The sequence below is a fragment of the Paenibacillus sp. CB74 genome, from assembly GCF_055687625.1.
The window spans coordinates 241,058-253,866 of record NZ_JBVMUS010000002.1 but is presented as its reverse complement, the minus strand read 5'-3'; the positions used below and the strand labels follow the sequence as shown (position 1 = coordinate 253,866).

Here is a 12,809-nt window from a genome sequence, read left to right as displayed (position 1 = left end):
CCTGAAGAAAATAGTGGGTACAATATTCAGTGTGATTACAATCTTCAAGTTGCTCGTTTATTTAGGACTCATTTAATTAGTTTTGTATTATAATGTCGGTTTTAAACATATAGCTTGCTATTGCTATGTTACTTTTATATTCGCAGCATGTTCCTACTATGGGATATGCTGTTTTAATGTGAATTCTTATAAAAGGAGTGACACAGCTCCAATAAACACTATGGAGCAGATATCTTATAATATCGTTACATGTATATTTAGGAATAACTGTTAAAGACAAGAGTGGTAATCCTGAATCTTCATCAAAATCGTTAAAGACCCACACCGGATTAGTGGGTGAGCCATAACATCACATTAAAATGGTACGGGGAGAATCTCCTAAAGAATCCTTATAGATCAACGAGGCCGATTAGACATGAATATCTCAGGATTCTCAAAATTATTGAAATAGGTCTTTGTCGAATCGCGGCCAGACTGAATTAAAGCATCCTTTTCCGTAGGAGTGATATCAAAGTTAATCGCTGAGGTCTCATTAGTGTTAATCACATAGACCGTCCGATCTGAATCTAGATCATGTAAACTAATGTTCTGTTGAAAGTCTAAAATTGTTCCAACTAAATTCTTCGTAAACTGATAAACATTTTTAATTTCGCGTCTTTCTGGAGGTTGTCCGATCAGGATATTCCGCTGCGTGTTACTTTCAATTCGAAATCCTAAGGTTTCCGTGTTACTAACGAAAGGATTCTCAGCACTTTCTAATTGATATTCTGCATAGGCTTTAGTAACGATCCCATTTTTGTTATCCTCGAGATAGCTTTTTCTATCGAATAGTTTAATGGGAAAATTCATTAGAACACCGCCATCCACATAAGTATCGTTCTCGAATTCAACAGCCTCAAAAAATAAAGGAATGGACATCGAGATGCGGATTGCATCTGCTATACGCATAGCACTGTGTGTCTCATGAGAGAAGACAGTTGAGAAGTGGGTGTTGGTGTTAGTCCCAATGATGTAAAGATCTTTAAACGATTTTTCTTCTTTATCGATCTGCATCTGGCCAAATGTTGTATCAGGGCTACCGGTCTTTCTATTAACGATGTCTTCCAGCCACTCCAACATGGCTTTCCCCTTATGCCATCCAAATTTATTGAAAAATCTGCTCGTATCCCGTATAAGTCCCCAGTCGTCATCGGCAAATTTCTTTAGATCCAGCTCTTTGAGCTCCTTCATAATTTCTGTAGAAGAATAATTGAGACTGATTAATAAAGCCACAATGGAACCAGCTGACGTACCGCCCACCCTTTTAATATTGGGTAGAATATCTTGTTGATGCAGAACCTCCACAACCCCTACATAAGCGCATCCTAATACGCCGCCACCTTCAAACACCAGGTTCTTAAAATGATGCGTCACAAATCTTTCCTCCATTCGATAGATGAACTGAATACAAAGGTCAACAGAGACTCTTAAGTGGCCGCACGATTGAGTATCTGGATGTGTCAAACTCATTACACCGCGCCTGGAGATGCACGCGGTGCGAAAAACGGCAGTCAAACGCTAGTTACAATTCCTCAGATTCACTCATTCTCTCCAGCAGCATCTCCTGCGAAATAAACGCTTTTATTAATGGAGCAATGACCTCAGCCCATTTTTTGAACTCATCGGGTTTGACTGCCTTTAGGGTTTCCGTGATGTGAAATTTCATACATTTACTAAACATATGCATAAACGAAAAAACGTCTTCCCATAAGGAAAGACGTTTTCTATATGTATTTGCGCTCCGGTCACAACCCCTTGATTCCGGTTAAGCTGCGTAATCGATGCAATGATTACTACTTCATCATAAATCATGTCGGTGAGTAATCCAATTTTTGAAGACTTTTTCTTTGAGAAAATAGGTGGTCATATTTGCTGCGTGTCTATGAATGAAAAAATCATCCATATTAAGATGAAGAACGGAGCATAAGAAAGTAAATAAAAGTGATGTATGTTCCCAGATCCTAGATTAAACCCCAGAAAAAACGAAAGAGCACCTCTCCAAGGAGAGGTGCTCTCTTTTGAATCTTTTGCGCTCCGGTCACAACCCATTGTTTCCGTTACGACAGCAATCTATGCGGGATTGCTATATGCACTTATCATAAAACACTGAGATGGAAACGTCAATTATTTCTTAGTTTATATTCGTTCAAAGAAACAACATTCGTTTTGCTATTCAGAACCCATTCTACCTGGTTATGTTTTGCGAAGTATTCGCATTTTTTCTGGTGATATATCTTATCAGCATGAGATATCCATTCAGGTATGTCATTCTCATAAGGTTTTGACGCAAGGCTAGGACAATCAAATTCGGTGTGATTTTCTCCTCTCCTTAGAATGTGGTTGTAGAGGTTTTGCCTGGATAGACATTCATCTTTCCAAACCTTCATTATTGTTCTTCCGAGATGTTTATCTGCTGAAAGGTCAGACCATTTGATTTTTGGTTCTGGATCACCATAGTTATCTTCAAAGAACTTGTGGACTGATAACATGTCGTATCTAAAATTGATATATGCAAAAAGATAAGTGAAAATCCTTCTTACTACATAAACAAGTGCTGGAGTTAACCATAGTACGTACAGACTGTCACCGGTACATAGGTAGATGATGAGCGTAAGAGTGAGAACTAAGATGAAAATATAGCTGAACACTTTTTTCAAACTGCTGCCAAAAAGTTTATGTAAAGCACCTCTGGCTGCTGGAGAAAATTTTGTGTAATTTACATTGTTGTAGATTCTGTATCTAAAGTAGTCTACCGTGTAACGATAACTGAAATCATTTATTCGATTCTGCAGAGTTCTTTCAAAGGATTTGGGAAAGAACAGATTGTACAGGTGAGCCGGTGCAATGTACGGTGTTTCGTTCCATCGAAGAACTTCAGTATCCAGATAGTTTTTTCTAAGTTCAGTTCTTAATTTTGGATATAAATTTCTGCTACTAGCCAGATAATAAGCTAGGAATGAGACTAGTATCAGAAAAAAATAATCGGATATGGAATCCCAAACCATGGTACGAAGAACCTGAACCTTCTGATAATAGTAGTTATCAGGTAATAAGAAATTCACACATAGCATGATGGGGTATGAAGCCATTATCATCAATAGCCCCTTTAAAATGAGCCTTTTTATTTTAGCCCAACTGTTCTCTAATTGATTCATGAAGATCACCTCTAATTTAGTATATGTCTTATGGAATATTCATACAAAATTATGGGAGAATAGTTTGCTTTACGTGTCGATTATGGTACAGTCAGAATAACTTACAAATTATATATTTTCTCAGCGTCAAGCGACAATCTGAGTTTTAAGGGATCTTTTAATGCATGTGCTTAGTTTATGACTACGTCATTTCTATGCGCATCTTTAGAAGGTCCCTTTTTTGTCGCATAAATTAATAAGGAGGACGATGTTCATGGAATTCAAAGTATCCTTACCCGTCAATGGAACTGCATTAGCAATGGGCTGCAGCTTGGACAGCCTAATCAAACAATGGAAATCAGCACCTGAAGGAGCAATAAGACGAGGGTATATTCATCAGCGAAAACTAGTAATTGAGATCGGAGATTATTTTGAAATTGGTGAAGAAGGCTACCGAGGTCTGAGTACCCAAGAACTAAACCAGCAGGGAAATACATACTCTATAGATCTGGTAGGAACTACATTTGAAAAGATATCTGATTTGTTTAGGAAGATCAAAAAAAAGATACAAGAATTGAGTAAGCATAAACTAATGGAGTTTGAAATTGTCGAAGGTGAAGGATTTCAATTTCGTATCGTTGAATCTGCGTGGCAGCAGCAAGTATCTAGTGAACAACCTTCCCTGCAGCGTCCAGCCGTAAATAGCTTGCCGGCCAATGAGGAGAAAGGTAAGCATGTATTACTTTTGATCGACGGGATGAATTTAATCAATCGATCTTATCATGGATCGGCTTACAAAAAAGAAGAAAGTGAGCTGTTACGTTCCTCTAAAGGTGTCTTTACGAATGGGGTAAAAACGTTTGTAATCAAGTTATTGAATGTACTACGCACGTTTGATCCCACTCATGTTGCAGTACTATGGGACCCAGAAGGGGGAAGAAACACTCTCTGGAGAAGGCAAGTTGCAGCATATTACAAAGCTAATCGTGATGAAACTGTACAACCAGTTCCACTTAAGGAACAAATTATAACTTGTAAGGACGTATTGTCTGCAATGCGTATACCACAATATGAGGTTCCAACCATGGAAGCAGATGATTTGATTGGCAGCTTGGCAAAGCGATGGTCAAATGAAGGAATGGGAACATGTTATATGTGGAGCAATGATAACGATTATTTCCAGCTGCTTGATGATAACATCATTCAACTACTTAAGGATAAACCTTTCACAGTTGATGATTTCAAAGTCGAATACGATGCCATTGACCCGCAGTTATTCATTGACTATAAAGGCTACACCGGTGACACATCGGATAACCTAAAGGGTGTTACTGGCGTAGGAAAAGTGGGTGCGCTAGGTTTAATAAAAACATATGGAGCTATGTCAAAGGCTATAGCTGAAGCAGAGAATGGTACTCTTGATAAAACGTGCTCAAGATATAGGGATAAACTCATCACGAACAAACAGGTAGGTGAAGAGTCGAAGTATTTGGCCACTATCCTGACAGATGTCCCTGAAATGAATTCAATCAAATGGGATGAATTGATGAAAAATATAGATCGAGCTGGTTTCAAAAGTATGATGAACCAACTTGAGATAAACCTTTAATATATTTAAAGGCAAAAACATAAGCGCACTATCCTTCATTTTATCTCAGTTGATTTGTATTGAGATATACAGGGGGATAGTGCGTCTTCTTCTTATGTATTGCGAAAACTATAGGGGTGCGTAATTTATTTGGTTTTGGGTTAAGTGAATAGTACTTGTACTTTTAATATTGAGACTTATGCTATAATCAGTCTACGGAATGATCCAAGGAGGAAACCACTGTGAGGAGAAAATACAGTAAATTAAAATGGTGTAACCTAATCGGGAAAGAAGAGAGTCAGTTTAGCCTCCTATTCGAATTCTCTTTAAATCAGAAGATTAGTACAGGTGTCTTATTAGATGATTTTTTGAAAAGATTGCAACTGATTCAAGAAGATGAGAAGAAAATCGTGACTGTTGAAATGGAAATGCAGAATATAATTAAGAAGCGAACTGAGGTTATATATAATCTATACATACAGGGTCAATTTGAAGGAGTATGCACTGAGGAATGGATGATTGACGAGGTCATTAACAGCTTAAAACAATCCTTAGTCTCTTTTAACTGGTACTGCTTAAAAGCAAATTAAAATACAGGGTTTGCATCGGATAGTTTCTGTTATGATGTAATCCCTGTTTTTTTGTGCGAAGATATGCTATAATCATTTCAATTATTATTTATTTACTTTATTTATCTCTGACCTGGGTCTTAAGAGATTTATCACGATTTACACACACACCTATTTTTCAAAGGTGACCAATTCTTCTACTTTTTTTGTAGACATTCTTTTTATTGAATGTAAATTGGTTCTTCTGAAAAGTGGGTGTTTTTTTTGCGCTCTCACTTTCACAACCCAAAATTCGAAGGAGGAAATAACATGTTTAAATCAAGAAGAGAATACATTCTGGCGGCTTCAAAAATGCAACGGGTCCTTGCTCAAAAGCAAAAACTCGTAGTCATTACCGGAAAAGTATCCAAGTAATTCATTTTGATTGAATTCTCACCTAAAGAGAGATGCACTCTTACGTGAGAATTCAATTACCCAATAATATTGAATATTCATGCGATTAAACGACAGATAAAAGTTGAAGATAAAATATTTAAAAGAGAGCATGTAGCATTAAAATGTACCCTATAGTATAGACACTAAAAAAAGTCTATCTATAGGGTATTTTTTGTTATCCTAGAAGGACAACAAGATGAACATAAGAATTGGGGAATTAGGAATGAGTAAAAAGTTATTTACAGATAAAGAGATCAAGCTCTTATTAGCTAATCCATATGTGAAATCAGTAAGTTCTAAAGGAATTACCTATACGGATGATTTTAAGCATATTTTTGTTACCGAGAAGGAGAAAGGGAAATTCACAAGAGAAATATTTGAAGCGTATGGATTTGACCCTGAAGTTATCGGTAAAAGACGAATGGATTCAGCTAGTAAGCGATGGAGAGAAGCATTCAAGAACAATGGTGTGATGGGATTACAGGACACGAGAAAAGGGAATTCAGGGCGTCCAAGAGAAAAGAATCTTTCGCTAGAGGAAAAGAACGCCCGGTTACAAGCAGAACTTCAATTATTGAAAGCAGAAAATGAACTGTTAAAAAAGATTCGTTTCGGCGAAAGGAGGCTAAAGAAGTAACGATCCTTCCTAGCCAAAAATATATTCTTATACAGTCTGTAATAGAGAAATATCATTTAAAACATATGGTAAGCTACCTATGTAAAATAGCCAATGCTTCAAGAAGTGGTTACTATCAATACTTCTCATTAAGAGCCCAAGAACAGAGGAAGAAAAGAGAAGAAAAAGATGAAGTGTTGAAAGAAATAATCTTAAAAGCTTTTCACTATAGGGGACGAAAGAAAGGCGCACGCCAAATTAAAATGACATTGGCAGGTGTATTTGGTGTTGTTTATAATTTGAAATGTATAAGAAGAATCATGAAAAAGTTTCAAATCGTTTGTCCAATCAGAAGAGCGAATCCATATAAACGAATCATGAAAGCCACTCACGAACATCGTGTCGTACCAAACCTTTTGAATCGGCAATTCAAGCAAGGGGTATCAGGTAAAGTCCTCCTAACAGATATCACTTATCTGAATTACGCTCATAGTCAAAGAGCTTATTTATCAACGATTAAAGATGGGTCAACAGGTGAAATATTAGCTTATCATGTCTCCAATCGACTCACTTTAGATTTGGCGACAGACACTCTTCAGAAGTTAAAGAATAACAAAAGGTTTAAGAAAGCAAAAGACGCATTTATCCATTCTGATCAAGGTGTACATTATACACATCCTGATTATCAGAAGATGGTTAAGAAAATGGGGTTACGTCAATCCATGTCAAGAAGGGGAAATTGTTGGGATAATGCCTCTCAAGAATCATTCTTTGGTCATTTTAAAGACGAAACGCACATAAAAGAATGTTTAACACTAGAAGACGTTACGAAAGAAGTTAAAGGCTACATGATCTATTATAATCACTACCGATATCAATGGAATTTAAATAAGATGACCCCTGTTCAATACAGAAATCATCTTATTAAAGCTGCTTAGCTTTTTTTAATTGTCCTTTACAAAGGGTACACTTTACATACCAGCTACTGCTCTTTTTTATTCTTTCGAGTTATTAAGTATGTGCTGATTTTATAAAAATCGATTTTTTTGGAGGAATTATTATGGATGGTTATTACGGAGTAATTTATTTTGTAGCTGGTAAGTACCCTAAAAACGTCATGGATCGAATTAATGAATTAAGTGGTGTCGATGCCCCTATTGTTATGGAGGATACGTATTATTCGATAGACAACCCGTATGCTGCAAATGGATGTTTCGAAGAGCTAGAAGATTACTTTATAGAAATTGGAATTCCTTTTGATCGGGATTCTTCTTCCTGGTATGAAATGCAACCCGAGTCTCGTATCTATCGACCAGATGAGTTAGATAGTACTGTTATCAAAGATAACGAGGGATATGAGTACGTGAAAGCATGTCAGATAGAAGACATTCTTAAAGATAAAAATTTAAGTGACGAATCCAAACTTTTGAGCATTCAAGAACTGGTACAAGAACAAATGCCTTCGTTTACGAAGCTCGCTGACTACCAAATTCTTTGGAAAGATGAGAGTAATAGCACCCCATTTACGCCAAGTGAAGATTATGAAGCAAATGGAGAAGTAACATTGATATTCATCAAAAGCGAAAAAACAGATGGAATGGAACATAACGCACAAATTGAAAGATCTGTGGACGAAATCCTTTATCCATAGATCCTAATTTAGAAAAGGTCTTACCTTCAATATTGAGGTAAGACCTTTTCGTCTTATTTTGCATACTAATAAAACTATATATATGGAGGTAACACATGATGATACATCAATATGAAGGCAAGGCCACATATAATGGTGAGAGGCTATACTTGGACAAAACCGAATTAATACAAGCAGGTTTTCATCCAGGTGTTCGTTTTAGTACAAGAACTGACAATACCTTAATCGAATTATCAATTAGTGAGACAGGCAGCAATCGAGTATCTCAAAAACAACGAAAAGATAAAGTCATACCTATCATAGACAAAGCAGGTTTGGACATCCGTGAAGCTCTTGCTGACTGTAAACACATAATCGTGACGATACATTCCGGAAGGGTCACGATAAAGGGTGTCAAAAGCACAGCGGATCAACTTAAAAAGGAGCTAGCTAGTAATACATCAGACAAACGAACAGAACTCACCACCATTTCTTTCTGTGCTGGTGCCGGTGTTAGTTCAAGCGCACTTGTAGCAGCAGGTTTTAAGGAAGTAGCTGCTGTTGAATACAATCCAAAAGAAGGAGCAGAGAGTAAGTTCTCCGATATCTACATGAAGAACCACTCTGATACTATTATGTTTAACCTGCCGATGCAGCATCTGAAGGCGAATGATTTACCACCAGCTGATGTTTGGGTGGCAACATTGGATTGCAGCGACTATTCTAAAGCATCCAATGGATCAAAAAAATCGTTCGGCACAATGCATCTTTTTATGCATCTAATGCGGTTATATTGGGAAAGAGATGAAAAGGATCGACCAATAGCCCTTTTACTTGAGAATGTAAGTGAGTTTGAAAAAGTAGCCGGTACGAGCCTTGAACTTTGCTTATTAGAAGAAGGATTCAATGTTCAAATGGCCAAACTCAATAGCCTCGACTTTGGCAGCCGTACAAAGAGAGAACGATTTTTTATGGTAGCTACCATCTTTGAGGGATTTACTTTTCCTGAGGGAGAGGGCAGAGCGAATGACTCCATCCATGATAGTGGGGTTTTGAGAGTCGAAGATCTGAAGTGGGTAACTGCTGAAGATCACGGAACTCTGAAATACTTCCTAGAACGTCAGGCTAAAGGAATAACGCATAATCATTTTATGACCTTGTTTGATATAACTACAAATTCTTCAATAGGAACCATAACTAAGTGTCATCATAAAATACAGCCTGAAAATTGGATAAAACATCCATATAACCCAGAATTATATGCATACTTAAATGGAGAGCAAGTTAAAGCCTTACACGGTTTAGATCCAAACTTCTATGCCGGTGATAGTAATAAATTGATTGTTGAATCTATCGGTCAGTCTGTGTGCTTCAAAACGTTCAAATCAATCGCGCTGAAACTACGTACATTCCTAGAACATAAGATTAACAATTGTAAGAGAATCGCGGTATCCGAGTCTTCTACTTTTAATGTAGACGCTACAGGACAATTAACTATGTTTTGAATAATATCCATCACTCGAAAAAAAAAGGGGCCTTTCATATTGAAAGGTCCCTTTTACTACTCGATTAGTAATGTGTAGGTTAGAATTAAATTAAATCATGTGTTGTCATAATTAGTGAGAATATTTTCATAATTAATGAGAAAACTTTTTCACAATTAGTGAGAATTGTTCAATTATTCATCGTATACATCAAATTCTCACTCTACGTTCCCTTTATAGATAGGGAATTTTCGCACAGATAATATATAAACCGTTTAGTCACATCCGTTATTCTGCATAAAAATCCGAAGATGAGTATGTTCCTTTGTCTCATAAATTTTGAAAATGAATAAGAAATCTACAAATGTAACAACAAACTTTTCTCATTAATTATGAAAATGTGTGATGTTACATAAACGTTTCTTACCTATTCTTTCTCATTAAATGTGACAACACCGGTACGAGCAAAGTTGACGAAGGGGAGTGAATTTCAGCATGGAAGCAGCGTTTGTTGAGTTCAAAATCGAAGTGCCATTAAATGTTACAGGAGATTTAAATGCTGGAAACAAAATAGAGGAAATTCAAACTGCAATAGAGGAATATCTCATTCCCTTAGAAGCTGAAGTCCTAAGTCATACAATAATAAGTAAGGATATTGTTTACACAAATTTTAGAGGTAAAGCTTTTACATCTGACCAAATTTTTAGTTTCGTCGATTCATGGATGGAGGTAAATGAGCCCTTTGCTTCAATGAAGGGAACCATCTACAAACTCGCAAAAGATGAAGTCTATAACACAGTTTTAAACCTTCTGGATGGGAGAGATCCCAGTACAATCCATGATATGCTTGATCCGGATCATGTAATTTTCGTTATGGATTCAATCAACAAAAGAATAGACGTCATTCTGGCTAGGGAGTGAGTATGCTTAGACAAGCTGCCATTCTTTCAGGTATTCAGAGATAGCTGAAGATACTTTATTCTTCTGTTCGCCTGTGTTATTCTTAGACTATTAATTTATTATTTGCACAACTCCTACCACGCGGTACAAGGAGTCAAAAAGCGCTGTTCTATTCGCCAATTCTCTTTTCTTTTATGAGAATGGACGCATATGAAGAGCGCTTTTTTTGCGTTCCAACACAACCCACACACTAAACAATGAAAGGAAGTTTTACATGATTTTGAAAACAAGAAGAGCGAAAAATTCAACAAGAGGGATTTACATCCAGGATAAAATTTTACAGGAGACAATCTTTCAACCTGGTACGAACTACCGGTATGTGATTGATCAGAAGAACAGAAAGATAATTATTCTTTCTTCAGACGAAGCTAAAGGTAATGTTGTTAGTCGTAGGAAATTAAAGAACCAAGTTAAACCTGTAATTGATATTAGGAATAGAGCTGCTCAAGATGCATTGAGAAATTGCGACTATCTCCAGGTAGATATCTCTGGTGATCAGATCCTTGTACAAGGATTCATGAATGATGAATCTGTTGAAAATGCAACAAGGACAACTAATGAGTCAGGTAACAAAATAGAAAAACGTAAAGTTACATCCATTACTGATTTTACATCTGCCAGAAAGAGAATCGAGGTTCTATTCTCTAGAAAATCACTTAAAAAAGCAGCGGGGCTACTTGGATATGAGCAACTTGAAATGGATCTGTTCTCTGATGAAGACAGTCAGGGATTCTCAAGTAGTGGATTAGCTCATTCCCCACTATCCAATTTAGAAATACCCCTAATCGTAGCCAGCCTATTCTCAGGTGGCGGTATTAGTGACCTAGGAGCTATACAGGCCGGGTTCGATGTCGTGTACGCCTTAGAGAAGGATTTGGATGCTGTAAAGACATATAGACATAACATTGGAGCTCATATCCAACATGGTGATATTACCTCATCTTCAATTAAATCTACGATCCCACATGCACCCATCATGATCGGGGGTAGCCCGTGTCAGGGATTCACCAAAGAGAATCGAAAAACAAATTACTTGGACAACCCAAATAATCTCTTGGTCAAAGAATATATAACCGCAGTTCAATCCAATCCAAACTGCAAAGTGTTCGTATTGGAAAACGTACCTGGTATTCTAACTGCTGGAGACGGCCAGTTTAAAGATGAAATTTATGAAGCACTATCCGATTTTGAAATCTCTTCAGGCATATTAACCTCAACAGATTATGGAACCCCCCAAATCCGCAAACGTGCCATCTTTATAGGCAGCAAAATAGGAAAGATCAACCTCCCTAAACCCACGGTCACAACACAAAACCATCAAACAGTCGGTGAAGCATTTGAAGGACTTCACAGCATGATGCACAACCAATTGGACTATTCGAAAAGCAAACCTGAAACATTAGAACGCATGAGCTTCGTACCGGCTGGTGGCAACATATTCAGCATTCCTGAAGAGATTCGCCCTAAAGGTACACATAGTGACATGTACAAGCGATTAGAGTGGGATAAACCATCGATTACGATAGTTAATCCAAGGAAAGCTGTCCTCATGCATCCAGAAGAAGACCGTATTCTATCTGTTCGAGAGTGCGCTCGTCTTTTCGATGTTCCCGATTCATTTGAATTCAAAGGCAAACTTTCATCGATGCAGCAGCAGATAGCTAATGCTGTCCCTGTAAAATTGATGAAAGCAGTAATGAATTCGGTGAAAGAGGCTGTCAAAAGGTTTAATGCTGGGCTTCAAGATTTCAGCGGTTTAAAGCTAGTATAAGGGGAGTGTGGCACTGTGGGTGAGCAACTGATGTTTGCAGATATGGACTTACTGCTTAGTGAGGTGAGTACCCCCTCATTAAAGTGTAAAGAGCAGAGACCCCTTATAAACCCGTTTATTGAAGCTAATAAAGGTGTTATTGACGATTATGATGGACAACAGCTCAATCTGGAGTTTTATGACACTGGAATGTACCATCATTGGATGGAGGACTTAATTCAAGGGAAAAAGTACACGATGCTTACGTTTGATTCAAACCTTGATCCTGTATATATTCACTTCAAATTCATTTCACTTTTTCAAAGTGACAGTCAACTTATTTTAACTTTCCGTCAGAAGTGGAAAAGACGTGACAACGTAAAGATTGTTTGTACGAGTTCACCTATTGTCCTTTGGGAAAGTTATGTATCCATAGGAGAAACGATAAATACGACACCATTATTAAATAACTTAATTGCTCATGACCTGTATTTAGACGAAGTAAAAGAAAAATCAGCATTAACCGCAACAGCTTAAAAAATAACAAATAAAAATGCAAAGAAGACCCTTTGTTTTAAACACAAGGGGTCTTCATTTATGGAGG

General features: G+C 37.2%; 10 protein-coding genes. 8 read left to right on the top strand and 2 right to left on the bottom strand.

Translation table 11 applies throughout. The features are described 5' to 3' along the window. Positions 1 to 396: 396 nt before the first annotated feature. Complete coding sequence (locus ACX9NY_RS31490) at positions 397 to 1,413, bottom strand: patatin-like phospholipase family protein (RefSeq protein ID WP_472480330.1); 1,017 nt, start codon at positions 1,411 to 1,413, stop codon at positions 397 to 399. 746 nt (positions 1,414 to 2,159) lie between these two features. Next, complete coding sequence (locus tag ACX9NY_RS31485; RefSeq protein ID WP_472480328.1) at positions 2,160 to 3,194, bottom strand: hypothetical protein; 1,035 nt, start codon at positions 3,192 to 3,194, stop codon at positions 2,160 to 2,162. A 253-nt stretch (positions 3,195 to 3,447) separates the two neighbouring features. Between ACX9NY_RS31485 and ACX9NY_RS31480 the strand changes: the two genes are divergently transcribed. The 8 genes from ACX9NY_RS31480 (at position 3,448) to ACX9NY_RS31445 (ending at position 12,742) form a co-directional block, all read left to right on the top strand. Continuing rightward, positions 3,448 to 4,782, top strand: coding sequence for a 5'-3' exonuclease (locus ACX9NY_RS31480; protein ID WP_472480326.1), 1,335 nt, complete (start codon positions 3,448 to 3,450; stop codon positions 4,780 to 4,782). A gap of 221 nt (positions 4,783 to 5,003) precedes the next feature. Beyond that, positions 5,004 to 5,351, top strand: coding sequence for a hypothetical protein (locus ACX9NY_RS31475; protein ID WP_472480324.1), 348 nt, complete (start codon positions 5,004 to 5,006; stop codon positions 5,349 to 5,351). A gap of 637 nt (positions 5,352 to 5,988) precedes the next feature. After that, positions 5,989 to 7,319, top strand: a protein-coding gene (locus tag ACX9NY_RS31470) for an IS3 family transposase (protein WP_472480360.1) whose coding sequence is annotated in 2 segments (ribosomal slippage) — positions 5,989 to 6,361 and positions 6,361 to 7,319 — 1,332 coding nt in all. Because the reading frame shifts where the segments join, the coding sequence is not laid out codon by codon here. Between the two features lie 122 nt (positions 7,320 to 7,441). Continuing rightward, complete coding sequence (locus ACX9NY_RS31465) at positions 7,442 to 8,032, top strand: hypothetical protein (RefSeq protein ID WP_472480322.1); 591 nt, start codon at positions 7,442 to 7,444, stop codon at positions 8,030 to 8,032. 95 nt (positions 8,033 to 8,127) lie between these two features. Next, positions 8,128 to 9,516 (top strand): DNA cytosine methyltransferase, encoded by a 1,389-nt coding sequence (locus ACX9NY_RS31460; RefSeq protein ID WP_472480320.1) that lies wholly within the window; start codon positions 8,128 to 8,130, stop codon positions 9,514 to 9,516. Positions 9,517 to 9,990: 474 nt separating this feature from the next. Continuing rightward, the gene (locus tag ACX9NY_RS31455; protein WP_472480318.1) at positions 9,991 to 10,416 is read left to right on the top strand and encodes a hypothetical protein; all 426 of its coding nucleotides are present in this window, start codon (positions 9,991 to 9,993) and stop codon (positions 10,414 to 10,416) included. Positions 10,417 to 10,669: 253 nt separating this feature from the next. Further along, positions 10,670 to 12,226, top strand: a complete 1,557-nt coding sequence (locus tag ACX9NY_RS31450) for a DNA cytosine methyltransferase (RefSeq protein WP_472480316.1) — start codon at positions 10,670 to 10,672, stop codon at positions 12,224 to 12,226. Positions 12,227 to 12,241: 15 nt separating this feature from the next. Next, the gene (locus ACX9NY_RS31445) at positions 12,242 to 12,742 is read left to right on the top strand and encodes a hypothetical protein (protein ID WP_472480314.1); all 501 of its coding nucleotides are present in this window, start codon (positions 12,242 to 12,244) and stop codon (positions 12,740 to 12,742) included. The last annotated feature ends 67 nt before the right edge of the window (positions 12,743 to 12,809 follow it).

Coding starts and splice junctions, on each gene's coding strand:
- ACX9NY_RS31485 (WP_472480328.1), bottom strand. CDS start 3,194: ATGAATCAATTAGAGAACAGTTGGGCTAAAATAAAAAGGCTCATTTTA.
- ACX9NY_RS31480 (WP_472480326.1), top strand. CDS start 3,448: ATGGAATTCAAAGTATCCTTACCCGTCAATGGAACTGCATTAGCAATG.
- ACX9NY_RS31465 (WP_472480322.1), top strand. CDS start 7,442: ATGGATGGTTATTACGGAGTAATTTATTTTGTAGCTGGTAAGTACCCT.
- ACX9NY_RS31460 (WP_472480320.1), top strand. CDS start 8,128: ATGATGATACATCAATATGAAGGCAAGGCCACATATAATGGTGAGAGG.
- ACX9NY_RS31455 (WP_472480318.1), top strand. CDS start 9,991: ATGGAAGCAGCGTTTGTTGAGTTCAAAATCGAAGTGCCATTAAATGTT.
- ACX9NY_RS31450 (WP_472480316.1), top strand. CDS start 10,670: ATGATTTTGAAAACAAGAAGAGCGAAAAATTCAACAAGAGGGATTTAC.